The 26,074-nt window shown below is 59.9% G+C and carries 21 protein-coding genes and 1 pseudogene; 15 read left to right on the top strand and 7 right to left on the bottom strand.

The window, feature by feature from the left end:
- Positions 1-29: 29 nt before the first annotated feature.
- The 4 genes from dnaB to IE038_RS08320 all read left to right on the top strand — a co-directional run bounded on the left by dnaB (position 30) and on the right by IE038_RS08320 (position 7,327).
- Entirely contained in the window at positions 30-1,427 is a 1,398-nt protein-coding gene (dnaB, locus tag IE038_RS08335) for a replicative DNA helicase (protein ID WP_065757973.1), read from the top strand.
- Positions 1,428-1,528: 101 nt separating this feature from the next.
- Positions 1,529-3,826, top strand: coding sequence for a YgiQ family radical SAM protein (locus IE038_RS08330; protein ID WP_163935995.1), 2,298 nt, complete (start codon positions 1,529-1,531; stop codon positions 3,824-3,826).
- Positions 3,827-3,983: 157 nt separating this feature from the next.
- Positions 3,984-6,437 carry a circularly permuted type 2 ATP-grasp protein gene (locus IE038_RS08325; RefSeq protein WP_189395451.1) on the top strand — a complete coding sequence of 818 codons (2,454 nt, stop codon included), beginning with the start codon at positions 3,984-3,986 and terminating at the stop codon, positions 6,435-6,437.
- Positions 6,437-7,327 (top strand): transglutaminase family protein, encoded by an 891-nt coding sequence (locus IE038_RS08320; protein ID WP_163935999.1) that lies wholly within the window; start codon positions 6,437-6,439, stop codon positions 7,325-7,327. The genes IE038_RS08325 and IE038_RS08320 overlap by 1 nt, the downstream gene beginning before the upstream one ends.
- Positions 7,328-7,329: 2 nt before the next feature.
- On the opposite strand, the gene IE038_RS08315 is transcribed toward IE038_RS08320, so the two are convergent.
- Positions 7,330-7,917, bottom strand: coding sequence for a cytokinin riboside 5'-monophosphate phosphoribohydrolase (locus IE038_RS08315; RefSeq protein ID WP_163936002.1), 588 nt, complete (start codon positions 7,915-7,917; stop codon positions 7,330-7,332).
- A 349-nt stretch (positions 7,918-8,266) separates the two neighbouring features.
- Here IE038_RS08315 and azu point away from each other — a divergent pair, with 349 nt between their 5' ends.
- The gene (gene azu, locus IE038_RS08310; RefSeq protein WP_163936005.1) at positions 8,267-8,713 is read left to right on the top strand and encodes an azurin; all 447 of its coding nucleotides are present in this window, start codon (positions 8,267-8,269) and stop codon (positions 8,711-8,713) included.
- 119 nt (positions 8,714-8,832) lie between these two features.
- Here azu and nadE read toward each other — a convergent pair whose 3' ends face one another.
- The gene (gene nadE / locus IE038_RS08305; protein WP_189395450.1) at positions 8,833-9,660 is read right to left on the bottom strand and encodes an NAD(+) synthase; all 828 of its coding nucleotides are present in this window, start codon (positions 9,658-9,660) and stop codon (positions 8,833-8,835) included.
- A gap of 3 nt (positions 9,661-9,663) precedes the next feature.
- Positions 9,664-10,869: a nicotinate phosphoribosyltransferase gene (pncB, locus tag IE038_RS08300; RefSeq protein WP_163936008.1), complete on the bottom strand. Its 1,206-nt coding sequence runs from the start codon at positions 10,867-10,869 to the stop codon at positions 9,664-9,666.
- Positions 10,870-11,299: 430 nt separating this feature from the next.
- Between pncB and IE038_RS08295 the strand changes: the two genes are divergently transcribed.
- The 6 genes from IE038_RS08295 to IE038_RS08270 all read left to right on the top strand — a co-directional run bounded on the left by IE038_RS08295 (position 11,300) and on the right by IE038_RS08270 (position 17,847).
- On the top strand, positions 11,300-12,436 hold the full coding sequence (locus IE038_RS08295; protein ID WP_163936011.1) for a branched-chain amino acid ABC transporter substrate-binding protein: 1,137 nt from the start codon (positions 11,300-11,302) through the stop codon (positions 12,434-12,436).
- A 164-nt stretch (positions 12,437-12,600) separates the two neighbouring features.
- Positions 12,601-13,515, top strand: coding sequence for an ABC transporter permease subunit (locus IE038_RS08290; protein WP_065757902.1), 915 nt, complete (start codon positions 12,601-12,603; stop codon positions 13,513-13,515).
- Positions 13,516-13,517: 2 nt separating this feature from the next.
- Positions 13,518-14,801 (top strand): high-affinity branched-chain amino acid ABC transporter permease LivM, encoded by a 1,284-nt coding sequence (gene livM / locus IE038_RS08285; protein WP_189395449.1) that lies wholly within the window; start codon positions 13,518-13,520, stop codon positions 14,799-14,801.
- The gene (locus IE038_RS08280) at positions 14,798-15,673 is read left to right on the top strand and encodes an ATP-binding cassette domain-containing protein (RefSeq protein ID WP_189395448.1); all 876 of its coding nucleotides are present in this window, start codon (positions 14,798-14,800) and stop codon (positions 15,671-15,673) included. The genes livM and IE038_RS08280 overlap by 4 nt, the downstream gene beginning before the upstream one ends.
- Positions 15,670-16,386: an ABC transporter ATP-binding protein gene (locus tag IE038_RS08275; RefSeq protein ID WP_189395447.1), complete on the top strand. Its 717-nt coding sequence runs from the start codon at positions 15,670-15,672 to the stop codon at positions 16,384-16,386. The genes IE038_RS08280 and IE038_RS08275 overlap by 4 nt, the downstream gene beginning before the upstream one ends.
- A gap of 693 nt (positions 16,387-17,079) precedes the next feature.
- The gene (locus IE038_RS08270) at positions 17,080-17,847 is read left to right on the top strand and encodes an SDR family oxidoreductase (protein ID WP_163936014.1); all 768 of its coding nucleotides are present in this window, start codon (positions 17,080-17,082) and stop codon (positions 17,845-17,847) included.
- A gap of 59 nt (positions 17,848-17,906) precedes the next feature.
- Here the strand turns inward: IE038_RS08270 and IE038_RS08265 are convergent, their stop codons facing one another.
- The 3 genes and pseudogenes from IE038_RS08265 to IE038_RS08255 all read right to left on the bottom strand — a co-directional run.
- Positions 17,907-19,016, bottom strand: a complete 1,110-nt coding sequence (locus IE038_RS08265) for an AGE family epimerase/isomerase (protein ID WP_189395446.1) — start codon at positions 19,014-19,016, stop codon at positions 17,907-17,909.
- Between the two features lie 71 nt (positions 19,017-19,087).
- Positions 19,088-19,720 (bottom strand): TetR family transcriptional regulator, encoded by a 633-nt coding sequence (locus IE038_RS08260; RefSeq protein WP_189395445.1) that lies wholly within the window; start codon positions 19,718-19,720, stop codon positions 19,088-19,090.
- A 138-nt stretch (positions 19,721-19,858) separates the two neighbouring features.
- A pseudogene (locus tag IE038_RS08255) lies at positions 19,859-20,170 on the bottom strand (phage infection protein); the annotation flags it as partial.
- A gap of 339 nt (positions 20,171-20,509) precedes the next feature.
- On the opposite strand from IE038_RS08255, the gene IE038_RS08250 reads away from it, so the two are divergent.
- The 4 genes from IE038_RS08250 (at position 20,510) to IE038_RS08235 (ending at position 25,054) form a co-directional block, all read left to right on the top strand.
- The gene (locus tag IE038_RS08250; protein WP_163934882.1) at positions 20,510-22,561 is read left to right on the top strand and encodes an AsmA family protein; all 2,052 of its coding nucleotides are present in this window, start codon (positions 20,510-20,512) and stop codon (positions 22,559-22,561) included.
- Between the two features lie 71 nt (positions 22,562-22,632).
- Positions 22,633-23,523, top strand: a complete 891-nt coding sequence (locus IE038_RS08245) for an esterase/lipase family protein (protein ID WP_163934885.1) — start codon at positions 22,633-22,635, stop codon at positions 23,521-23,523.
- 92 nt (positions 23,524-23,615) lie between these two features.
- Positions 23,616-23,906, top strand: coding sequence for a PsiF family protein (locus tag IE038_RS08240; RefSeq protein WP_163934889.1), 291 nt, complete (start codon positions 23,616-23,618; stop codon positions 23,904-23,906).
- A gap of 140 nt (positions 23,907-24,046) precedes the next feature.
- Complete coding sequence (locus tag IE038_RS08235; RefSeq protein ID WP_163934893.1) at positions 24,047-25,054, top strand: AI-2E family transporter; 1,008 nt, start codon at positions 24,047-24,049, stop codon at positions 25,052-25,054.
- Positions 25,055-25,084: 30 nt separating this feature from the next.
- Here the strand turns inward: IE038_RS08235 and IE038_RS08230 are convergent, their stop codons facing one another.
- On the bottom strand, positions 25,085-26,026 hold the full coding sequence (locus IE038_RS08230) for a hypothetical protein (RefSeq protein ID WP_163934896.1): 942 nt from the start codon (positions 26,024-26,026) through the stop codon (positions 25,085-25,087).
- Positions 26,027-26,074: the final 48 nt, after the last annotated feature.

Raw genomic sequence — 26,074 nt, 5'->3', positions numbered from 1 at the left:
TTTTTCGTCCCCCTGATTTCCGTGTGGCCATGAACGAGATATCCGCTCCCGAACAATATGATCTGCAAACCGCTGCCCTGAAGGTGCCGCCACATTCCATCGAGGCCGAACAGGCCGTGCTCGGTGGCTTGATGCTGGACAACAACGCCTGGGAGCGCGTGCTGGATCAGGTTTCGGATGGCGATTTCTACCGGCATGACCACCGCCTGATCTTCCGTGCAATCTACAAGCTGGCCGATCAGAACACCCCGTTCGATGTGGTGACGCTGCACGAGCAACTGGACCGTGAAGGTCTCAGCTCCCAAGTGGGTGGGTTGGGTTACCTCGGCGAGCTGGCCAAGAACACGCCATCGGTCGCCAACATCAAGGCCTATGCCCAGATCATCCGTGAGCGGGCGACCCTGCGTCAGCTGATCAGTATCAGCAGCGAGATTGCCGACAGCGCCTTCAACCCGCAGGGTCGTAACGCGGCAGAGATTCTTGACGAAGCCGAACGGCAGATCTTCCAGATCGCCGAAGCGCGTCCGAAGACCGGTGGCCCGGTTGGGGTCAACGAGCTGCTGACCAAGGCCATTGACCGTATTGACACCCTGTTCAACTCCGACAGCGATATCACCGGTATTTCAACCGGCTATACCGACCTGGACGAGAAGACCAGCGGTCTGCAGCCGGCTGACCTGATCATCGTCGCCGGCCGTCCGTCGATGGGTAAGACCACCTTCGCCATGAACCTGGTGGAGAACGCGGTACTGCGCAGTGACAAGGCGGTACTGGTGTATTCCCTCGAGATGCCAGGCGAATCGCTGATCATGCGTATGCTCTCGTCGCTCGGGCGTATCGACCAGACCAAGATCCGTTCCGGCCAGCTCGATGACGATGACTGGCCGCGCCTGACCTCGGCAGTCAACCTGCTCAATGATCGCAAGCTGTTCATCGACGATACGGCCGGTATCAGCCCGTCGGAAATGCGTGCCCGTACCCGTCGCCTGGTGCGTGAGCATGGCGAGATCGGCATGATCATGATCGACTACCTGCAGTTGATGCAGATCCCGGGCTCCAGTGGTGACAACCGCACCAACGAAATTTCCGAGATCTCACGCTCGCTCAAGGCACTGGCCAAAGAGTTCAACTGCCCGGTCATCGCCCTGTCGCAGCTCAACCGCTCCCTTGAGCAACGGCCGAACAAGCGCCCGGTGAACTCCGACTTGCGGGAATCCGGAGCGATCGAGCAGGATGCCGACGTCATCATGTTCGTGTACCGCGATGAGGTCTATCATCCGGAAACCGAGCACAAAGGCATCGCCGAAATCATTATCGGCAAGCAGCGGAACGGTCCTATCGGCTTTGTCCGGCTTGCATTCATCGGTAAATACACGCGCTTCGAGAACCTGGCGCCAGGTAGCTACAACTTCGACGACGACGAGTAATTTCCGCCGCGCCAATTCCGAGCTGCAGCGTCGGAATTGGTCAAAATTTGTGCTATAGTCCGCGCCCGCGATTTTCCTGTACTTCAGAACCGGTCACTGACATGCAAGCAGCCAAACCACTTTTCGACTATCCCAAGTACTGGGCCGAATGCTTCGGACCAGCACCGTTCCTGCCCATGAGCAGGGAGGAGATGGATCAGCTCGGCTGGGATTCCTGCGACATCATCATTGTGACCGGTGACGCCTACGTCGATCATCCGTCCTTCGGCATGGCCATCATCGGCCGTCTGCTGGAAGCCCAGGGTTTCCGGGTGGGCATCATTGCCCAGCCGAACTGGCAGTCCAAGGACGACTTCATGAAGCTGGGTGAGCCGAACCTGTTTTTCGGTGTCGCCGCCGGCAACATGGACTCCATGATCAACCGCTACACCGCGGACAAGAAGATCCGCTCCGACGACGCCTATACGCCGGGCGGCCTGGCCGGCAAGCGTCCGGATCGCGCCAGCCTGGTGTATAGCCAGCGCTGCAAGGAAGCCTACAAGCATGTGCCGATTGTGCTGGGCGGCATCGAGGCTTCCCTGCGCCGGATCGCGCACTACGACTACTGGCAGGACAAGGTTCGCCATTCGATCCTGATCGATGCTTCTGCCGACATCCTGCTTTACGGCAATGCCGAGCGGGCTATCGTCGAAGTGGCTCAGCGCCTGTCGTACGGCGAGAAGATCGAAACCATTACGGATATTCGTGGTACGGCATTTATCCGTCGCGACACCCCGGAAGGCTGGTACGAGGTCGACTCCACACGTATCGACCGCCCGGGCAAGATCGACAAGATCATCAACCCGTACGTGAACACCCAGGATACTCAGGCCTGCGCCATCGAGCAGGAAAAAGGTCCGGTTGAAGACCCGAACGAACCCAAGGTCGTCCAGTTGCTGGCGAGCCCGCGAATGACCCGCGACAAGACCGTGATTCGCCTGCCGTCCTTCGAGAAGGTCCGCGGCGACGCGGTGCTCTACGCTCACGCCAACCGTGTGCTGCACCTGGAGACCAACCCAGGCAACGCCCGCGCTTTGGTGCAGAAACATGGTGAAGTGGACGTCTGGTTCAATCCTCCGCCCATTCCAATGACCACCGAGGAAATGGACTACGTGTTCGGCATGCCTTATGCGCGCGTGCCGCACCCGGCGTATGGCAAGGAGAAGATTCCGGCCTACGACATGATCCGTTTTTCGGTCAACATCATGCGTGGCTGCTTTGGTGGCTGTACCTTCTGTTCGATTACCGAGCACGAAGGCCGGATCATCCAGAACCGTTCAGAAGAGTCGATCATTCGCGAGATCGAGGAAATCCGCGACAAGGTGCCAGGCTTTACCGGGGTCATCTCGGACCTTGGCGGCCCTACTGCGAACATGTACCGGATTGCCTGCAAGAGCCCGGAAATCGAGTCCGCTTGCCGCAAGCCGTCGTGCGTGTTCCCCGGCATTTGCCCGAACCTGAATACCGACCACTCGTCATTGATCCAGTTGTACCGCAGTGCGCGTGCCTTGCCGGGCGTGAAGAAGATCCTGATCGCTTCTGGGCTGCGTTATGACCTGGCAGTAGAGTCGCCGGAGTACGTCAAGGAACTGGTGACCCACCACGTTGGTGGTTACCTGAAGATTGCGCCGGAGCACACCGAAGAAGGCCCGCTGAATCAGATGATGAAGCCGGGTATCGGCACCTACGACCGCTTCAAGCGCATGTTCGAGAAGTTCTCGAAAGAAGCGGGCAAGGAACAGTACCTGATCCCGTACTTCATTGCCGCACACCCTGGCACCACCGATGAAGACATGATGAACCTGGCCCTTTGGCTCAAGGGCAACGGCTTCCGTGCTGACCAGGTTCAGGCGTTCTACCCGTCGCCCATGGCGTCGGCTACCGCCATGTACCACTCGGGCAAGAACCCGCTGCGCAAGGTCACTTACAAGAGTGACCCGGTTACGATCGTCAAGAGCGAAGCGCAGCGCCGTCTGCACAAGGCGTTCCTGCGTTATCACGATCCGAAGGGCTGGCCGATGCTGCGCGAGGCACTGGAGCGTATGGGCCGTAGCGACCTGATCGGCCCGGGCAAGCACCAACTGATCCCGTTGCACCAGCCTGCAACCGACAGCTACCAGAGTGCGCGACGCAAGAACTCGACGCCGGCTGGCAGCCACAAGGTGGCCAAGGATCAAAAGATCCTGACTCAGCACACCGGCCTGCCGCCGCGTGGCAGCGATGGTGGCAAGCCGTGGGACAAACGCGAAGAGGCCAAGGCGGCAGCGTTCGCCCGTAACCAGGATGCGGCCAAAGCGCGCAAAGACGCCGCCAAGGGCAAAGGCAAGAAGAAGCCGCGTCAGCCGGTACTGCCGCGCTAACCTGGCCTTGGCCCTGCGCGCCGGGGTGGTGCGTTGCCCGCGCGGCAAGGCACGATTCTGGTGCGCCAATCGGCTAGGCAGAGCGCAGGCGCGGCGTAGCCGCTCATGGCACAACTTTTGCGCGCTTCAGGGCTGACTTCGGCCCTTGAGCGCTGCCATGCCAGACCAGCCTGACTCCTACCATGAACTGTTGCAGGGCGACGGAGCGGTACGCCCGCACTGGCAGGCGCTGTTCGCGCAGTTGCAGCGCAGCCGTCCCGAACAGTTGGCGCAGCGTCAGGCGCTGTTGACCCGCCAGCTTCAGGAAAATGGTGTCACCTACAACATCTACGCCGACCCTAAAGGTGCTGACCGCCCGTGGGAACTGGACCTGCTGCCGCACGTATTGCCTGCCGAGGAGTGGCAGCCGCTGGCCGCCGGTATCGCTCAGCGCGCACGCTTGCTCAATGCGGTGCTGGCAGATACCTACGGACCGCAACAGCTGTTGGCCGAAGGGCTTTTACCCCCCGAACTGATCTACGCGCACAACAATTTTCTTTGGCCCTGCCAAGGTATCGAGGTGCCTGGCGGAACCTACCTGCATGTCTACGCCGCGGACCTCGCACGGGCGCCGGATGGGCGCTGGTGGGTCACCGCAGACCGTACCCAGGCGCCTTCTGGCGCAGGCTATGCCCTTGAGAACCGGACGGTTCTTTCGCGTGCCTGGCCGGAGCTCTACCGTAGCCTCCATGTACAGCACCTCGCGGGGTTCTTCCGAGCCTTGCAGCAGACCCTGGCGGAGACCGCGCCGAGTGAGGGGGAGGCGCCGCTGGTGGTCCTGCTGACCCCCGGACGTTTCAACGAGAGTTACTTCGAGCACCTGTATTTGGCGCGGCAACTGGGTTACCCCTTGGTCGAGGGCAGTGACCTGACGGTGCGTGACGCTACCGTGTACCTCAAGACACTGGATGGTTTACGCCGGGTTCACGGCATTTGGCGGCGCCTTGACGATGATTTCTGCGACCCGCTGGAGCTGCGCACGGATTCGGCACTCGGGGTCCCAGGTTTGCTCGATGCGGTACGTCAGGGGCGCGTGCTGGTGGCCAATGCCTTGGGCTGCGGCGTACTGGAGTCACCTGGCCTGCTTGGGTTTTTGCCCGCTATCAATGAGCACCTGTTCGGCGAGGCCTTGAGCCTGCCTTCTGTTGCCAGTTGGTGGTGCGGCGAGCCCCCGGCATTGGCCCAGGCGCTGGAGAAGCTGTCGGATCTGGTGTTCAAGCCGGTCTTTCCTTCGCAGCGTTTCGCGCCTGTGCTGGGAGGAGCGCTTGATGCTGAACAACAGCAGGCACTGGCGGCGCGTATTGCTGCCCGGCCTGCTGTCTATGTTGCCCAAGAGCGGGTGCAGTTATCCCAGGCACCGGTCTGGCAGGTCGATCAATGCATGCTGCAATCCCGCTCGGTGGGTATGCGGGTGTATGCCGTGGCATGTGCCGATGGCTATCGGGTATTGCCTGGCGGGCTGGTACGGGTGTCGGCAGAGGCCGATGCCGACGTGATCTCGATGCAGCGTGGCGGCGCCAGCAAGGATGCCTGGGTGTTGGGTGAACACGCCTGCGCCGGCGAGCAGTGGCGGGCGCGGCACAGTATTGGCGTGGCGGACCTGATTCGTCGCGACCCGTATTTGCCCTCGCGGGTGGTGGAAAACCTGTTCTGGTTCGGCCGTTACTGCGAGCGCTGCGATGTGGGGGCGCGCTTGTTGCGTATCCTGCTGACCCGTTACCTGGACGATGACAGTCCACTGGCGCTAGAAGGGGCTGTGGCGTTGGCGGACGGTTTGTCATTACTGCCTGAGGGCGCCAGTCTTCCCGAGCGTTTGCGTGCCGCACTGCTGGATGCCGAATGGGGTTTCAGTTTACGCGCCAACCTGCAGCGCTTGCAGGGGGCAGCCTCACAGGTACGCGGCAAGCTCTCACGGGAAAACTGGCAGGCATTACAGGAGTTGCAGCGGCAAGCGCGTGTACTGGAAAACACGGAGGCGGGCTTTGGCGAGTTGCTGGAAACCCTCGACCGTCTGGTCATGTCGTTGGCGGCGCTGTCGGGCTTTGCCCTGGACGACATGACCCGTGATGAGGGGTGGCGCTTTCTGATGATCGGGCGTCGTCTGGAGCGGCTGCAAGCCTTGAGCGACAACCTGGCGGTGTTCTTGAGTGGCCCGGCGGTATGTGATCAGGCCGGGCTGGAGGCTTTGCTGGAGTTGGGCAACAGCAGTATTACCTACCGCTCGCGCTACCTGGAGGTGGCTCAGTTGTTGCCGGTGCTCGACCTGCTCGTGCTCGATGAGCAAAACCCGCATGCCGTGTTGTTTCAACTCAAGCTCACGACGGCTTCGCTCAATCGGCTGCACCGTGAACTCGGCACACCGCTAGAGCCTGAACTGGTTAGCCTGGCTGAGCGGTTACGCCAGTTTGATCTGGCGACTGTGCAAGGCGCCTCAACGGTCAATGTTGCCCTTGCCGTACTGGTCGGCTTGCTTGAAGGCGTCTCTTCGGCATGTGCTCAAGTGGCGGAGCGTCTGGCGCTGCGTCACTTTGTGCATGTCGACGATCTTAGCCAGCAGACGGTGTCGATTTGATGAGTGTCCGTTATCAGGTGGTTCATGAAACCCTCTATCGCTATACCAGTCCGGTTTCATTGGCCCAGCAGCTTGTCCATTTGTGGCCGCGCGACTGTGCCTGGCAGCACTGCACTGAGCGGCACATGCAGATCAGCCCGGCACCGACCCGGCGCAGTGATGAGCGGGATGTTTTTGGTAACCCGCTGACCCGCTTGGCGTTCGATTGCCAGCACGATGAGTTGCGCGTCGAGACCCGACTGACCCTTGATGTGTACGCCAGAGCGTTGCCGGATGTGGCTCGTTCGCAACCTTGGGAGGCGGTGCGAGAGGCGCTGAGTTACAGCGGTCGACCTTTTTCTGCCGAGCGCCTGGAGGCGTGTCGCTATCGTTTCGAGTCGCCGCAGGTGCGCCTCAAACAGCGCTTTGTGGCCTATGCAGAGCGTTGCTTCGTGCCGGGTCGTCCACTGTTAGTGGCAGTGCAGGCGTTGATGGAAAAGATCTTCGACGAGTTTACGTTCGATGCAACGGCGACACAGGTTGCCACACCCCTGCTGGAGGTACTGGAACGGCGGCGCGGGGTATGCCAGGACTTTGCCCACCTGATGCTTGCCTGTCTGCGCTCGCGAGGCTTGGCGGCGAGGTATGTCAGCGGTTATCTGTTGACGCGGCCGCCTCCTGGACAGCCGCGCTTGGTCGGTGCCGATGCGTCGCATGCCTGGGTTTCGGTATTCTGCCCGGAGCAGGGCTGGGTGGATTTTGACCCGACCAACAACCTGCGGCCAGCGCTGGAACACATCACTCTGGGCTGGGGGCGGGACTTTTCCGATGTCTCGCCGCTGCGCGGGGTAATTCTTGGCGGTGGCAGCCATGACCCTGATGTCCGGGTCACGGTCACGCCATTGACTTGAGCTCAGGCAGGCTGCTGGTCGGCCCACTTGGGTGGCACCAGCGGCTTCCAGTGCTCAAGGGCATCGAGCAGGGCGTCAGGCGAGGTGTTTTTCTGCAGCAGCGTGCGGTGCTGTTCGCGGACGAAGCCTTCATTGACCATATGGTCGAGAAAGCCCGTCAGCTTGTCGTAGAAGCCGTTTACATCCAGCAAGCCTAGCGGTTTGCCGTGGTAGCCCAGTTGCCCCCAGGTCCAGACCTCGAACAGCTCTTCGAGGGTGCCCAAGCCTCCGGGTAGCGCAATGAAGGCATCACTGAGTTCGGCCATGCGCGCTTTGCGTGCGTGCATACCGTCGACGACCTCGAGGCGGCTCAAATTGGGGTGGCCGATTTCAGCGCTTTTCAGGCGCTCGGGAATGATCCCTACGACCTCGCCTCCGGCCGCCAGGGCTGCATCGGCGACGATCCCCATGAGGCCCACGGCACCGCCACCATAGACCAGTGTCAGGCCGCGTCGGGCGATGGCTTGGCCCAGCGCTTCGGCAGCCGCTCGGTAAGCGGGGCTGGTGCCGGTACTGGCACCACAAAACACACAAACGGAACGTAACGACATGGCGCTCTCCTGATCGTTGAGCGCGACAGAGTAAGGCGCCATCGTGTGCCTTCCAAGCGCTGTGTCATTCCGGGCGGGAAAACTCACAGGCGGCGCCGGTGGCGCCACAGGCGTAGGCGGCTAGCAGGCTGCGCATCAGACTATTGAGGGACATTACGGTTACTCCTAAGTGAGCGGTTGTTTCATCGTCCAACAAAGGGGCATTATGGGCACGTTGATTGTCTTGATGAGCACCATAGAACAAATTCACTGCCCGGCTAACGATGCAGCGCTTGACCCATATCACGGGCTTTGCCATGCGTATCGGGCAGTCTGAAGACGATAAAAAACCCTGCCATGGAGATTCACGATGTTTGCCAAATTTGTTGCCGTATCCCTGCTGACCATCGCCAGTGCCCAAGTCATGGCCGCCGAGTGCAAGGTCACGGTCGACTCCACCGATCAGATGTCCTTCAATACCAAGGAAATCACCATCGACAAGAGCTGCAAGCAGTTCACGGTTGAGTTGACCCACTCCGGTTCAATGCCGAAGAACGTCATGGGCCACAACCTGGTGGTGAGCAAGGAGGCCGACATGCAGCCCATCGCTACCGACGGCATCGGCGCCGGTATCGAGAATAACTACCTGAAAGCAGGTGATACCCGGATCATCGCGCACACCAAAGTCATCGGCGCTGGCGAGAAAGACTCGCTGACGATTGATGTTTCCAAGCTGGCGGCGGGTGAGAAGTATGGTTTCTTCTGCTCGTTCCCAGGCCACATCTCGATGATGAAAGGCGCTGTCGTTCTGAAGTAACGCCAATGCCCCTGTATCGCAGGGGCAGTGAGGTCGCGTTGCCTGCATCGCGGGCAAGCCCGCTCCCACAGCCTGGGGTTCGCCCCGTTTGTTGGAGTAGGCTTGCCTGCGCTGAGGTCTTATGGCGCGAACGGCACCACGCGCTTGTGGTGCGTTTTCTCGAATGTGGTCCTGATGATCTCGAAGGCTTCCTTGCTTACCGGCTCGCCATGCAGGAAGGCATCGATTTCCTTGTAGGTCACGCCGTGGGAGGCTTCGTCCGGCTTGCCCGGTGCCAGGTCTTCCAGATCGGCCGTCGGTACTTTCTCGACCAATGATTCCGGTGCGCCGAAGCTGCGCGCTATCGCCCGTACCTGATTTTTCACCAGGCCGCTGAGCGGTGCCAGGTCGCAGGCGCCGTCGCCGAATTTGGTGAAGAAACCCATCACTGCTTCAGCGGCATGGTCGGTGCCGATCACCAGCCCCTGGCGTGCGCCGGCAATGGTGTACTGGGCGACCATGCGCATGCGTGCCTTGGTGTTGCCAAGGACGAAGTCAACCATGCTCGGTTTGCCACCTTCCAGTGCCTTGACCTCGGCAGCCAGCGCTTTGACGGCAGGGCCGATGTTCACTGTATGGCACTCGTCGGGCTGAATGAAGTCGATGCAGGCCTGGGCATCATGCTCATCGTGCTGCACCTGATAGGGCAGGCGCACAGCGATGAACCGGTACTGGTCGTCACCGGTCTTGCTGCGCAGTTCGTTGATTGCCCGTTGTGCCAGCAGGGCAGCCGTCAGCGAGTCGACCCCGCCACTGATGCCCAGTACCAGGGTTTTGAGCCCGGCAGCTTGCAGGCATTGCTGGATAAAGGCGATGCGTCGGGCCACTTCGGCCTTGAGCGCGGCATCGTCGGCGAACGGCGGCTGCACCTTGAGCTGCTGCGCAATCTCTAGCTGGACGGCTTGCATGGGTTACTCCTTGCTGGGAACTTTGAATACGTGGCGCAGGTAGGCGACGAAATTTTCGTCGCGGCATTGGATCTTTGCCGCCTCATCGGAAATCTTGGCGACAGGCTGGCCGTTGCAATCGGTCATTTTAAGCACGATGTTCATCGGCGCCACCCCGGGAATGTCACACGTCAGGTTAGTACCGATGCCAAAGCTGACATTGATCCGTCCGCGCAGCGCGCGAAAGATCTGCAATGACTTTGTCAGGTTCAGGCCATCGGAAAACACCAGCGTCTTGCTCATCGGATCAATGCCCAGTGTGCGGTAATGGGCGATGGCTTTCTCGGCCCAGATGATGGGATCACCCGAATCGTGGCGCAGGCCATCGAACAGCTTGGCGAAGTACAGATCGAAATCGTTGAGGAAGGCATCCATGGTGATGCAGTCCGTCAGGGCAATCCCCAGCAGGCCACGGTACTCGCGGACCCAGCAGTCGAGTGCGGCGATCTGGCTGTCGATCAGGCGAGGCCCCAATTGCTGGTGCGCCATGATCCATTCATGGGCCATGGTACCCAAGGGCTTGATATCCAGTTTCCGTGCCAGATGCACATTGCTGGTGCCGACGAAGCGGGCAGGGAAGTCCGCCTTCAGTACGCGCACGACCTCTTCCTGGACTTTGTAGGAGAAACGCCTGCGAGTGCCGAAATCCGCCACCTGCAACTCGGCCAACTCGTCCGCGCTGGCATTGGCTTTCAGCCAGTCGAACTTGCGGTACAGCTGTTCGCGTGCCTGCTCCAGCTTGACCTGCGGATACCGGTGGCGATTGCGCACTTCGCTGATGATCGCCAGTAGCGGGACCTCAAAGAGAATGACATGCAGCCAGGGGCCCCGCAGGCGCAGGTAGAGCTGGTCGTTCTCCACACCGATTTGCAGGTAGCGCAGGTTGAAGCGAAACAGCCCGAGAAAGCGCAGGAAGTCTGGTTTGAGAAAGCTGATCTGCTCAAGGAAGCCCAATTGCCCGTTACCCAGGCTCAGTTCCGACAAGCGCTCGATCTGTTCGCGGATATCCGCCAGGTAAGGACGCAAGTCTTCGCCGTTGCGGCAGCGGAACTCCCATTCGACTTCGACGTTCGGGTAGTTATGCAGGACGGCCTGCATCATGGTCAGTTTGTAGAAGTCGGTGTCGAGCAGGTTTTGCACAATGCGATCAGCGAAGGCGCTTTCGCTCATAAAAGGCTCCAGATGGGGCGCAGGATCGGCTCATTGTGCCAGCCTTTTTTCTCCAGGGGCTGGGAAAACCCGTAGCAGGCTATGGGTAACGGTCTGTTGCGGAGCATTGGGCCTCCCCGCGATGGTGCCCGTTGTAGCAGTCGCGCACCAACGATGTGCAGTTCGGTTACGCATGCTGTTACAGGTTGGTTGCACGTAACCAAAAACGTCGGTTGCAATGATGGCACCTGATGGTTGCCCTTTTTTTTGATGTGGGTGGCGCCAAAGCGGCTCTAGACGGTTGCACGGCCTGTAAAAAAAGGACGCAAATACGCCGTCCTTAGTTTGTGCGTGAGTTTTTTCGGAATGTAAAACCGATGGCACGGCCCTTGCTCATTGCTAGTGCTGAAAGTTGTAGTGCCAACCAAAAAAACTCTAGGAGCACCACCTCATGTCGCAGACGTTTTACAAGAAAGGCTTCTTGGCCCTTGCCGTTGCTACGGCGCTGGGTGTTTCTTCGTATGTTCAGGCCGACATCAAGATCGGTGTAGCGGGCCCGATGACCGGTGCCAACGCGGCGTTCGGCGAGCAATACATGAAAGGTGCCCAGGCGGCAGCGGATGAGATCAACGCCAAAGGCGGGGTCAACGGCGAAAAGATCGTGCTGGTGAAGGGCGATGACGCGTGCGAACCCAAACAGGCCGTGGCCGTTGCCAACCGCCTGGTTGATCAGGACAAGGTGGCAGGCGTCGTCGGGCATTTCTGCTCGTCCTCGACCATTCCGGCTTCTGAGGTGTATGCCGATGCGGGCGTGATTGCGATCACCCCAGGCTCCACCAACCCGCAGGTGACGGAGCGCGGCCTTAGTGCAATGTTCCGCATGTGCGGCCGTGATGACCAGCAGGGTATTGTCGCCGGTGACTACATCGTCGACGTGCTCAAGGGCAAGAAGGTTGTCGTGCTGCACGACAAGGACACCTACGGTCAGGGTCTGGCTGACGCAACCAAGGCCCAGTTGACCAAGCGCGGCGTTACCCCAGTGCTGTACGAAGGCCTGACCCGTGGCGAGAAAGACTTCAGCGCCATTGTCACCAAGATCCGTGCGGCGGGGGCCGACGTGGTCTACTTCGGTGGCCTGCATCCAGAGGCGGGTCCACTGGTTCGGCAGATGCGTGAACAAGGTCTGAAGGACGTGAAGTTCATGTCCGATGACGGCATCGTGACCGACGAACTGGTGACTACTGCCGGTGGCCCGCAGTACGTCGATGGCGTGTACATGACCTTCGGCGCCGACCCGCGCCTGCTGCCAGACAGCAAGACAGTGGTCGATGCCTTCCGCAAGGCCGGCACCGAACCTGAAGGCTACACCCTGTACGCCTACGCGTCGGTCCAGGCCCTGGCTGCCGGTTTCACTGGCGCCAAGTCGAACAAGGGTGAAGACGCCGCCAAGTGGCTGAAAGCCAACCCGGTAAAAACCGTCATGGGTGAGAAAACCTGGGATGCCAAAGGCGACTTGAAAGTCTCCGACTATGTGGTCTACCAGTGGGACAAGGACGGCAAGTACCACCAGCTGGAAAAACAAAAATAACACCGGCCTTCGGCCTGGGTCGCTGCGTTTGCCCAGGCCGTTACCTGCTTTTGCCGTACCTGTCTTTTCTCGTAGATCTGCACAACCCTGCGCTGCGAGGACCGCTTTATCCGGGGTCCGCCGTAGTCGGCGCTTGTGCAATCTCAAATACGTGAGATTGCGTTATGGATGGTATTTTTCTGCAGCAACTGATCAATGGACTGACCCTCGGGTCTGTCTATGGTCTGATCGCCATCGGCTACACAATGGTCTATGGCATCATCGGCATGATCAACTTCGCGCACGGCGAGGTGTATATGATCTCCGCTTACCTGGCGGCGATCAGTCTGGCATTGCTGGCGTACTTCGGTATCGAATCCTTCCCGCTGCTGATGCTCGGGACGCTGATCTTCACGGTCGTGGTCACCGGTGTTTACGGCTGGACCATCGAACGCATTGCCTACAAGCCTCTGCGTAACTCCACCCGCCTGGCGCCCTTGATCAGCGCCATCGGCATTTCGCTGATCCTGCAGAACTATGCACAGATCAGTCAGGGTGCGCGTCAGCAAGGTGTGCCAACACTGCTCGAAGGTGCCTGGCGCCTGGAAGTGGGCAGCGGTTTCGTGCAACTGACCTACACCAAGATCTTCATTCTGGTGGCCGCCTTCGTGGGTATGGCGTTGCTCACCTACATCATCAAGTTCACCAAGTTGGGGCGCATGTGCCGTGCGACTCAGCAGGATCGCAAGATGGCTTCGATCCTGGGGATCAACACCGACCGGGTGATCTCCTATGTGTTCATCATCGGCGCGGTCATGGCGGCACTGGCCGGCGTGCTGATTACCATGAACTACGGCACCTTTGACTTCTATGCCGGCTTCATCATTGGCATTAAGGCATTTACCGCAGCGGTACTTGGCGGCATCGGCTCGCTGCCGGGAGCCATGCTCGGCGGGATCATTCTGGGTATCTCCGAGTCGCTGTTCTCTGGCTTGATCAACTCCGACTACAAGGATGTGTTCAGTTTCTCGCTGCTGGTGATGATCCTGATCTTCCGTCCCCAAGGCCTGCTGGGTCGCCCACTCGTGGCGAAGGTGTAAGTATGTCTGCTGCCAATAACTCTGCTATCGATATCAAGCGCAGCCTGATCGACGCGATTCTCGCCGGGCTGATTTCCCTGATCGTCTTCGGTCCCATCGTCGGTGTGGTGCTGGACGGTTACAGCTTCAACCTTCAACCGACCCGTGTCGCCTGGCTGGTGGCCGGGGTCATGGCGGGGCGTTTCCTGCTCAGCCTGTTCCTGCAGACCGAGAAGGGCTTGAGCATTCTGCAAGGCTTCGAGGGCGGTGGCTCCGGTGTGCACGTGCTGGCTCCGGACTACAAATCGCGCCTGCGCTGGATCATTCCAATGCTGATCGTGATTGCCATCGTCTTCCCGTTCTTTGCCAACAAGTACCTGCTGACCGTGGTCATCCTCGGCCTGATCTACGTGTTGCTCGGGCTGGGCCTGAACATCGTGGTCGGCCTGGCCGGTCTGCTCGACCTGGGTTACGTGGCGTTCTACGCCATCGGTGCCTATGGCCTTGCGCTGGGTTATCAGTACCTGGGCCTGGGTTTCTGGACGGTGTTGCCGCTGGCGGCGATTGCTGCCGCAATGGCGGGCTGCATATTGGGTTTTCCCGTGTTGCGAATGCACGGTGACTACCTGGCCATCGTGACCTTGGGTTTCGGCGAAATCATCCGTCTGGTGCTGAACAACTGGTTGTCGTTCACGGGTGGCCCGAACGGCATGCCAGTGCCTTCACCCACCTTCATGGGCCTGGAGTTCGGCCGTCGGGCCAAGGACGGCGGGGTGCCGTTCCATGAGTTCTTCGGTATCGAGTACAACCCCAACCTGAAGTTCCTGTTTATCTACATCGTGCTGTTCATCGTCGTGATGGCCGTGCTGTACATCAAGCACCGCTTGACCCGCATGCCGGTTGGTCGCGCCTGGGAGGCGCTGCGTGAAGACGAGATCGCCTGCCGTTCGATGGGCCTCAACCATGTGTTGGTCAAGCTCTCGGCGTTTACCCTGGGTGCTTCGACTGCTGGCCTTGCCGGTGTGTTCTTTGCCAGCTATCAGGGCTTCGTCAACCCGTCTTCGTTCACCTTCTTCGAGTCGGCGTTGATCCTCGCCATCGTTGTATTGGGCGGCATGGGCTCGACCGTGGGTGTGGTCATTGCGGCCTTTGTCCTGACCGTGGCGCCTGAACTGCTGCGCAGCTTTTCCGAGTACCGGGTGCTGCTGTTTGGCGTGTTGATGGTGTTGATGATGATCTGGCGACCGCGCGGGCTGATTCGCATCAGCCGTACCGGTGTGACCCCACGTAAAGGAGTGGCGCCATGAGCGACGACGTTATTCTCTCGGTCGATAACCTGATGATGCAGTTTGGCGGTATCAAGGCGCTCAGCGATGTCAGCCTGAAGGTCAAACGCAATGCCATCTTCGCCCTGATCGGCCCTAACGGCGCCGGCAAGACCACGGTGTTCAACTGCCTCACCGGCTTCTACAAGGCCAGCGGCGGCAAGATCGAGCTGAACATGCGCGGTAGCCGTACCAACGTGATTCAGTTGTTGGGTGAGCGCTTTCAGGTGGCGGACTTCTTCTCGCCCAAGCGCTTTGCCAACCGGCTGTTCTACAAAATGTTTGGCGGTACCCACCTGGTGAACCGTGCCGGCCTGGCGCGTACCTTCCAGAACATTCGCCTGTTCAAGGAAATGTCGGTGGTGGAGAACCTGCTGGTCGCCCAGCACATGTGGGTAAACCGTAACCTGCTGTCCGGAGTGCTCAACACCAAGGCCTACCGCAAAGCCGAGAGTGATGCACTGGACCATGCCTTCTACTGGCTGGAAGTGGTTGATCTGGTGGATTGCGCCAACCGTCTGGCCGGCGAATTGTCCTATGGTCAGCAACGGCGCCTCGAGATTGCCCGGGCCATGTGTACCCGGCCTCAGATCATTTGCCTGGATGAGCCGGCCGCAGGCCTCAACCCGCAGGAAACCGAAGCGTTGAGCAAGATGATTCGGGTACTGCGCGATGAGCATGATCTGACCGTAGTGCTGATTGAGCATGACATGGGCATGGTCATGAGCATCTCCGACCATATCGTGGTGCTCGACCACGGCAACGTCATCGCTGAGGGCGCGCCTCAGGATATTCGCCATAACCCGACGGTGATTGCCGCCTACCTGGGTGCTGATGAAGAGGAGCTGGTATGAGCGCACCCATTCTCGAACTGAAAGAACTCGATGTGTTCTACGGGCCGATCCAGGCGCTGAAAAAGGTCTCGATGCACATCAATGAAGGTGAGACCGTCAGTCTGATCGGCTCGAACGGGGCCGGTAAATCGACCCTGCTGATGTCGATCTTTGGCCAGCCACGGGCGGCCAGTGGGCAGATTATCTACCGTGGGACTGACATTACTCACAAGTCGTCCCACTACATCGCATCCAACGGCATTGCACAGTCGCCGGAAGGCCGTCGGGTGTTCCCTGACATGTCGGTGGAAGAGAACCTGATGATGGGCACCATCCCCATTGGCGACAAGTACGCCAGTGAAGACATGGAGCGCATGTTTGAGCTGTTTCCCCGGCTGAAGGAGCGACGTAACCAGCGCGCCATGACCATGTCAGGTGGTGAGCAGCAGATGCTCGCCATTGCCCGTGCCTTGATGAGCCGACCGAAGCTGCTGTTGCTCGATGAGCCGTCACTGGGGCTGGCGCCGATTGTGGTCAAGCAGATCTTCGCCACCCTGCGTGAACTGGCCAAGACCGGCATGACCATCTTTCTGGTGGAGCAGAACGCCAACCATGCCTTGAAGCTCTCGGACCGGGCTTATGTGATGGTCAACGGGCAGATTCGCATGACCGGTACGGGTCAGGAACTGCTGGTCAACGAGGATGTGCGTAACGCGTATCTCGGCGGGCATTGATTGACGTTTGGCAAAACGCCCCGGCATCCCCGGGGCGTTTTGCTGTCTGCTGAAAATGTGGACAAGTCGTTGGCGATTGTGCGCAACACGTGACATCGGGTCGCTTCAGTTGGTGGTAGTTCAAGGTGGATGAGTTGTCCACCTTTCGTGTGGAAGCGGCTGTGGGTAACTTGGTAGCAGGTGTCTACAGCCCATGTAATACAAGGCTTTCAGAGTTTTGATTGTTTTTTGATCAGTCTTTTTAAAGTGTTACTCAGTAGCATTTGTCAAGGGTTTTGTCCTGTGGAAAATCCGGGCAAAAACAATCAGAAACCCTGTGGATAACTCTGTGAGTAAGCACTGGAAAGACTGACGCGACCGGCAGAATTACAGGCTTGGCGCTATCACCGCGCTTTCGGCGGATTGTCCCGCGGGTCAACTCGCAGGCGGGACGTCAAGGAAAATACTTTTCGTTGAGCCTTTCTGCGTTGTTCACCGCGGTTCGTCAGCACTGAAAGTTGCCCCCAGACTGTGTGGAAGGGGTTGTGGATAAGGTGCGTACAACCTGCGCCAGGCCCTCTGCGACGGTACTCTTGCGTGATTGCTCGTTTTTTGTACAGGCGTAGAATCGACTTGCTGCCCTGAGGCTTGGCGGGCATGCTGCAAATCCAGCCGCCCGCTTGCCTGTGGGCAAGTCAACTCAAGGAGAATTGCATGACTTCCACCGTTTTCATCACTGGCGCGACGTCGGGGTTCGGCGAAGCCTGTGCGCGCCGATTTGCCGAGGCGGGTTGGTCGCTGGTGCTGACCGGTCGCCGCCAGGAACGTCTCGATGCCCTGTGCGCTGAGCTGTCGAAACAGACCGAAGTGCTGGGCCTGGTACTGGACGTTCGTGATCGCAAGGCCATGGAACAGGCCATTGCCAACTTGCCGCCGTCGTTCGCCACGCTGCGTGGGCTGATCAACAATGCCGGCCTGGCGCTGGGCGCAGACCCGGCACCGACGTGTGACCTGGATGACTGGGACACCATGGTCGACACCAACATCAAGGGGCTGATGTACAGCACCCGTTTGCTGTTGCCGCGACTGATCGCCCATGGTCGTGGCGCGACCATTCTCAACGTCGGTTCCGTGGCGGGTAACTACCCTTATCCTGGCAGCCACGTGTACGGCGGCACCAAGGCGTTTGTTGGGCAGTTTTCCCTAAGCCTGCGCTGTGACCTGCAAGGCACAGGTGTACGCGTCACCAACATTGAGCCGGGGCTGTGTGAGAGTGAGTTCTCGTTGGTGCGTTTCGGTGGTGATCAGGCGCGCTATGACGCCACTTATGCAGGGGCGGAGCCGATCCAGCCACAGGACATCGCCGAGACCATTTTCTGGATCATGAATCAGCCGGCCCACATCAACATCAACAGCCTGGAGCTGATGCCGGTGAGCCAGGCATGGGCGGGGTTCTCGATCGATCGTTCCAGCAAGGCCTGAGGGCCTCATCGCAGCAAGCCCACAGGTGTTAGCGCATGCCTGTGGGGGCCGCGATGGTGTCAGACCTGAAGCTGGAGTCCTTCCAGGCAGGTCGCCAGATGATAAGGCGTGGTCGAAGGCATATCGTTGCGGCTGACCTTGCCACTGGCATCCCGGCACTCGTACCAGCCGCCTGCATGCAGGAAGCGCGCTTGCAGTGCCTTCAACTGTGCCAGCACCTTGGCCTCGGCGCCCGGCCGCAAGGCCAGTGCCCGCAGGTACTCCGCCTGCGCCCAGATGCGTTGGGTGGCGTCCCGCACCTCGCCTTTGGTGTTGAGCATCGCCAGCACCGCCCCGGCCATCACGCCATGCTGCTCGGCATAGCCGAACGCTCGCTCTATAGACTGGTGCAGCGCACTGCCACGCAGCAACGGCGACGACGCCAGCAGGTAGTACCACTCGAACTGGTGGCCCGGTTCAAACCAGTTATCCACAGCGGTGCGGGGCTTCTCCAGCATGACCCCGTGTTCGGGGTCGATGAAGTGGGCCTGCATCGCCTCGGCCAAGGCTTCCAGCGCCTGTTGTACTGCGGTGTCCTTGCGCACGCTCAGGGTCGCCAGAAATGCCTCAGCCAGATGCATCAGTGGGTTTTGCAGTGGACCGCTGTCCAGGCTTGACCAGTCCTCCGCCAGGCTGGCTTCGTACAGACCGTCATCGCGGCTGAAGTGTTCACTGACCACGCTCAGGGCCGCGTTGAGGGTCGACTCCACCAGTGGTTCGCGGACTCTGCTCCAATAGTGAGCGCAGGCGAAGATGATGAAGGCGTGGGTATAGAGGTCTTTGCGACGGTCCAGCGGTGCGCCCTGGGCGTCGATGCTGTAGAACCAACCCCCGTGCTCGGCATCGTGGAAATGCCGTTGCAACGAGCGGAACAGGGCTGCTGCATGTTCACGGGCGCCTGGCTGCTCGATACGGCTGGCGAACAGGTACAACTGCCGGGCACAGGCCATGGCGCGGTAGCGTTGAACGGGCAGTGGTTGGTGCTCTGGGCTCAATGCCTCAAAGGGCAAGGCCATCTGTGCGTTCCAGCCCGCGCCTTGCCAGAGTGGCACGATGCGCTGGGCGAAGTGCTGCTGGACGTCAGTCAGCAGGGCGGGCAGTTCGGGCTGAGCATTGCGCAGGTCGGGCATGGGTCTAAATCGTCGCGGCAGGTGCGTTTGCGCGCATGGTAGCAGGAAACCGTGGCCGGCTTCTGCTGTGCTCACCCGGGCGTGCCAAGCCCTTGCCAATGCTTGGCGCCAATGAAGATGAAGCGCAGTTGCTGGATGATCTTGGCCTCGGGGGTAAGGTGGTGTTCCAGTGGTTCGGCGGGCGGGTCGATCAATTCCGGCAGGGTGGCGAACACGGTCTTGACCACCAGGTCGGCAAGGACTGCCAGTGCGGCGGCGTCCAGATGGTGCCAGCGCGGCATCAGTGCAAGGTCGGCAGCGAGGTCTGAACTGATGCCTTCGCGCAAGGTGGCAATGGCCTGGCGAACCGCTTGCGAGCCCCCGTATTGCTCACGGGCGAGGAAGAGAAATTGCGCGCGATTGGCGGCCACGATATCCAGGAAAATGCGCACCGATGCATCGGTGATGCCGCCCAGTTCAAACTCATTTTGTCGGACCAGACGAATGCTCTGGCGGAAGGTTTCATCCACCTCGTAGACCAATGCCAGGCCCAGTTCATCCATATCGCTGAAGTGCCGGTAGAAACCGGTCGGGACGATGCCGGCGCTCTTGGCGACTTCACGCAGGCTGAGGCTGCCAAAGCCACGTCCGCTCTCCATCAGTTGGCGAGCCGCATCCAGAAGGGCATGGCGAGTCAGTTGCTTTTGTTCGGCGCGCGGCAGCATGGGACGTGTCGATCCGCAAATTAAACGGCCCTGCACTGTATTGCCTTGGCCCGGAAAAACAAAGCCCGGTTCAAATGACCGGGCCAGGAGGAGGGGTGTCAGCGCGTTTGATGATCTTGTTGTTCGGCATAGGCATCAGCTCACGCGCTGGTTTCTTTCGATGAGGCGATCACCGCCGCCTTCGGCGACGCGTTCGCGCTGCAGCAGACGGTCGGCACCCCCTTCGGCAATACGGTTGCGCTCGAGCAGGCGGTCGGCGCCTCCCTCGGCAATACGGTTGCGTTCGAGCAGGCGGTCCGCGCCACCTTCGGCGAGGGTATCCAGTGAACGGTTGATCACCGCGCTGCTGGAACGCACTTCGGCGGACAGGGCTTGTTCGGCCGCCGGCAGCGCAAACGCATGGGCAGCCAGAAGGGATAAGGACAGGCTAAGCAGCAGTTGGCGTTTCATGGGATAGGGCTCCTTGAAAGGGCTGGAAAGTGGGTACGGCGCCAATGCTACTCCCAGAAATCAGATGGAAAAGTGCATAAAGGTAATGGTAACAATCAACAGGATTGATAGTTTGCTGCGGCCTCTCTAACCCGCGTCTTCCAGCCATGTGCCGCAGCAGGGGAGCCGTTCGAGGCGCCACGCTGCTACCGGACGTACGGGGGGGCGTTGGCCGCCGGGTCCGGGAAAACGCCGGTATCATGCACGCCGGATTAAACCCTTGGGGATTTCGTTGGTCCGACACCAAGAGTGCTATCAAAGCGCCCGCTTTTTGCCATGCAGTGACTGGAGAACCGTGCAATGACGCGCCCTGCCAAAATTCTTACCTGGGCCTTCGCCAGCCTGCTTCTGGTGTTGACCGCGTTGGCCGTGTTCATCGCCACGTTCGACTGGAACCGTATCAAGCCACTACTCAATGCCCGGGTTTCCGAAGCTTTGCATCGGCCCTTTGCCGTCAATGGCGATCTGGCTGTTCGCTGGCAACGTGATGCCGAACTGGAGGGTTGGCGCGCCTGGGTGCCCACCGCTCATGTTCGCGCCGAGAACCTGAGCCTGGGCAATCCGGATTGGCTGGCGGGCACTCAAATGGTCGGCTTGAAGCGTGTCGAGTTTCGCCTGTCGTTGTTGCCACTGCTGGTGCGTCAGGTCGTCATCCCGCGCATTGACCTGAAACAGCCGACCGCCAGCCTGAAACGCCTGGCGAACGGGCGCGCAAACTGGACCTTTGACGTGGCCAGTCAGGCCGAGCCTTCTCCATGGTCAGTGGAGATCGGGGCCATCGGCTTTGACGAGGGGCAGATGCGCCTGGACGACCAGATCCTCAAGACTCAACTGAATCTGGTGATCGACCCGCTGGGTAAACCGATCCCGTTCAGTGACATCGTCGGTCAGGCCTCGGCGCAGAAGAGAAACGCGCAGGACTACGCATTCGGGGTCAAGGTCGAAGGCCTTTATCAGGGCCAACCGTTGATCGGGCATGGCAAGGTCGGTGGCTTGCTGGCCATTCAAGACGCGCGTCAGCCGTTCCCGTTGCAGGCGGATCTGCGTAGCGGTGACACCCACGTCATCCTCGCGGGTACGTTGACTGACCCGCGCAACCTTGGCGCGCTTGACTTGCGCCTGCGTCTTGCCGGGGCGAGCCTGGGCAATCTGTACCCGTTGACCGGGGTGACCTTGCCCGATTCCCCGAGCTATTCAACGGACGGCCATTTGACTGCCAAATTGCGAGAGCCTGGTGGTGCGGTGTTCCGCTATGAGGGCTTCAACGGCACGATTGGTGAAAGTGACATTCATGGCGATCTGACGTTTGTTGCCCGTCAGCCACGACCCAAGCTCAGCGGTGCGCTGGTGTCCAACCAGGTGCTGTTCAAGGACCTGGCACCGTTGATCGGTGCCGATACCAGTACCGCGCAGAAAGCCCGGGGTGGCGTGAGCGAGCAGCCAACCGACAAGGTGCTGCCGGTGGAGGCATTCCGTACTGAACGTTGGCGGGCAATGGATGCTGACGTGAGTTTCAGTGGCAAGCGTATTGAACACGGTGCGAGGCTGCCCTTCAGCGACCTGTCGACTCACGTTCTGCTCGACGATGGCATCTTGAGCCTTGAACCGCTGCACTTTGGCGTGGCCGGTGGCAACCTGCGGCTTAAGGTTCATCTCGATGGCCGCACGGTGCCGATGCAGGGGCGCGCTCAGCTCAGTGCCCGCAACCTCAAGCTGAAAGCCTTGTTCCCTGGCTTTGAACCCATGCAGACCAGTTTTGGTGAACTGAACGGGGATGCTGACCTGAACGGGCGCGGCAACTCGGTAGCGGCTCTGCTGGGCACTGCCAGCGGTGAACTGAAGATGCTTATCAACGATGGTGCGATCAGCCGTGACCTGATGGAAATCGCCGGTCTCAACGTCGGCAACTATGTGATCGGCAAACTGTTTGGCGACAAGGAAGTGAAGATCAACTGTGCCGCTGCCGATATCGGAATCAAGGAGGGGTTGGCCACCAGCCGGTTGTTTGTACTCGATACCGAGACCGCGATTATCAACATCGACGGTACGGCCAACCTGGCCCAGGAACAACTGGACCTGAACATCGACCCGCAGTCCAAAGGCTTACGGTTGTTGTCGTTACGCTCACCGCTGTATGTGCGTGGGCCCTTCGCCAAACCGAGTGCCGGGGTGCAGGCGGTGCCCTTGATGTTGCGTGGTGCAGGCCTGGTCGCCTTGGGGGTGGCGGTTGCCCCGGCGGCAGGCTTGCTGGCATTGGTCGCCCCCAGTGGTGATGAGCCGAACCAATGCACGCCGGTACTGGCGCAGATGCAAGCGGGCAAGACTGACGAGATCACCTTCTCGGCCCCCTAGGGACTCGATTGCGGTTGTCGTTGCCGGGGTTGTAATGTGGAGTCCTGTGCACTGATCAGGAGCCTGATGCGATGTCGCAGCCGCTTGCCACACGTTATCCACTGGTACTGGTACCGGGCATGTTTGGCTTTGTGCGCCTGCTGCTCTACCCCTACTGGTTTGGCATTGTTCCGGCGTTACGCCGGGGGGGCGCTACCGTGTTTGCCGTGCCTGTCTCACCCCTGCACGCCAGTGAGGTACAGGGGGAGCAACTGTTGCAGCACATCGACGCGATTCGACGCCAGACGGGGGCCGAGAAGGTCAACTTGCTGGGCCATAGCCAAGGCGCACTGAGTGCGCGTTATGTGGCGGCCAAGCGCCCGGAATGGGTGGCTTCGGTGACATCGATTGCCGGCCCCAATCACGGCTCGGAATTGGCCGACCACCTGCACAGGCGCTATCCCGTCGGCTCTGTCAGGGGGCGGTTGCTCAAGGGGACCCTGCATATTTTTGGGGTGTTGATCGTATGGTTGGAAACCGGTTGGCGCGGCCCTCGGCTACCGATTGATGTCCACGCCGCGCACCATTCACTGACCACGGCTGGCGTTGCGCTGTTCAATCAGCAGTATCCCCAAGGGTTGCCGGATACCTGGGGCGGTCACGGGCCGTCCTCGGTCAATGGCGTGCGTTACTACTCCTGGTCCGGCACGCTCCAGCCAGGGGTCACCGATAAAGGCTTGAACCGCTTCGATGGCAGTAACCGTTTCTGCCGATTGTTCGCCCGTACCTTTGTGCGCGAGGCGGGGCAGTGCGACGGTATGGTCGGACGCTACAGCTCGCACCTGGGCGAAGTCATTCGTGACGATTACCCGTTCGACCATCTGGATATCGTCAATCAGTCGCTGGGTGCTGTCGGCAAGGGGGCTGAACCTGTGCGATTGTTCAGTGAGCACGCGGCGCGCCTGAAGGCAGCCGGGATGTAACCTCGGCTCTTGGCGAGAGGCAAGGTGTAAAAATTCTTGTCTACACTCACGGCGAGGCTGCGCGCAGGGCGCGGCGACAAGGAGACGACTCCATGAAAATGTTGCACGTGCCATTGCTGATGGTAGGTCTGTTGCTGTGTTCGCAAGGTTTTGCGGCCACCGCGCAACAGGAAAAAATGAAGACCTGCAATGCCGAGGCCACTGCCAAAAGCCTGAAGGGCGATGAGCGCAAGGCGTTCATGAGCACCTGCCTCAAGGCTGCACCTGCTGCGCCCATGAGTCAGCAGGACAAAATGACGATGTGCAACAAAGTTGCCGGTGAAAAAGCGTTGAAAGGCGACGAACGCAAGGCATTCATGAGCGATTGCCTGAAGAAGAAATAGCACTGGCTTTATCGATTGATCGGGTGCGAGCAGCCCCTTGAGGACAGGGGTTTCAGGTGAGGTCCAGTGACAGGTCACTATGCCTGCCCGTCGAAGGCTGGCAGACTGCCGTCTTTGTGACCGTACCCGGACGAGGTTGTATGACGTTCACCCAGCGCCAAGTCACCCTGGCCAGTTGGATCATCGTGTTTTCCGGCCTGTTGCTGGTGTTGCCGCTCAAGCTGCTTCCCAGTCTCCTGGCCGGTTTGCTGGTGTTTGAGCTGGTCAATATGCTGACCCCAAAATTGCAGCACTTGATCGCCGGCCAGCGTGCACGCTGGCTCGCTGTCGCTTTGCTGGGAACCCTGGTGGTCAGTACCCTGACCCTGTTGTTTGCCGGGGCAATCAGTTTCCTTCTGCATGAGGCGGAGAATCCTGGCGCCTCACTGGACAAGTTCATGCTGCTGGTGGATCAGGCGCGTGGGCAGTTGCCACCGTTTATCGATGCCTACCTGCCAGCCAGCGCCGCTGAATTCAAGGTGGCCATCGGCGAGTGGCTAAAAACCCACCTGGGTGAGTTGCAACTGGTAGGCAAGGGGGCGGCGCACATGTTCGTCACCCTGCTGATCGGGATGATCCTGGGTGCCATCGTGGCCCTGCAGAAGATTCCCGATATCTCCAAGCGAAAACCGTTGGCCGCGGCGTTGTTCAACCGGTTGGCGCTGCTGGTGCAGGCGTTTCGCAACATCGTTTTTGCCCAGATCAAGATCTCCCTGCTGAACACCTTCTTCACCGGTATCTTCCTGGCCCTGGTGTTGCCGATGTTCGGTGTGCACCTGCCGCTGACCAAGACGCTGATCGTGCTGACCTTCCTGTTGGGTCTGTTGCCGGTCATTGGCAACCTGATGTCCAACACCCTGATCACTATCGTGGGCCTGTCGCTGTCGATCTGGGTAGCCATGGCCGCGTTGGCTTATCTGATTGTCATCCACAAGGTTGAGTACTTCCTCAACGCCCGGATCGTCGGCGGGCAGATCAGTGCCAAGTCCTGGGAGCTGCTGCTGGCCATGCTGGTGTTCGAGGCCGCCTTCGGCCTGCCTGGCGTGGTGGCAGGGCCGATTTACTACGCATACCTGAAGAGTGAGCTGCGCCGGGCAGAGCTGGTCTGATCGTCGTCATGGCAGGCGGGCTGCCCGCGCCTATGGGGCTGTGACCCGCTCAAGCCGGTCGAGCCCCTTGCCAGCAAACAGGGAGAAGGGGCGACCGACATAAGCGATGATGTTTTCGCAGTCTTCGCTCAGGTTGTACATCCGCCAATCCCGACGCTGGTCCAGCCAGAGCCGATGCCTGCCAAGCCTGGCGTACTCCAGTGACAAGGTGAAGCCGCCCGCTGGATTCGCGTCCAGTATGACGGTTTCCTGCCAGGGCCGGACTTCGCCACGCTCGATCTTTTGCTGCAAGGCGGCGTCCTTGAACAGGAAATGCGCGGGAATTTCTGCAGGTGGGTAGCCTGTGTTCCGCGAGTAGCGCAGCAGTGCACGTTCCGGTGGGCTGCCGGGCAACTGGGTGATAGCCAGCAGTTTGAACGGCACGGCGCCCGAGATATCCGCGGAGAAATGGCAGTCCATTTCGGTTTCCACTTCAGTGCCGTTCAGGCGGGCTTGTCGACGCTCGGCCGCTGAGGCGCTGGCGTACATTTTCAGTTCCGGATCGAGTTTCAGCGTCAGGCCGATCGGTTGCGTGAAGTGGCTCAGCCGTTGCCGCTCCTGCGTACTTAAGCCAGCCGCTTCCTTGGCATCCGGCTCCAGCACCATGTCGATCTCCCAGGAGGTGGCTGCACGCGCCTTTGGAACCTCCTCGAACAACGTTTGCAGGGTCGCACGCTGTTCTGCGCCCAGCGTGTCGCTCACCTTCACGTGAATGACCCGGTTATCGTTCTCGTCCAGCTCCAGGTCGACCTGTTCAGGATCAATGCCACGGGTACTCATCGCGGTATAGAGCGCGTTGAGATACGTATCATTGACCGCTTTGTAGAGGTCGTGGCTGTGTACCGGCGTTTGAAAATGCAGGGTCAGGAATGTTTCCTTGCAGCCGGTCAGAGCTAGCGTGAAGGCAAGGATCAGTGCGCGCATGTTCATCATTTCCGTTCCTTGTGAAGATCCCGTCCTTGGGTATTGATGTACGTGTAG

The sequence above is a fragment of the Pseudomonas laurentiana genome (genome assembly GCF_014648275.1).
In the GTDB taxonomy this organism is placed as follows: domain Bacteria; phylum Pseudomonadota; class Gammaproteobacteria; order Pseudomonadales; family Pseudomonadaceae; genus Aquipseudomonas; species Aquipseudomonas laurentiana.
This window is presented reverse-complemented; position numbering and strand designations above follow the sequence as displayed.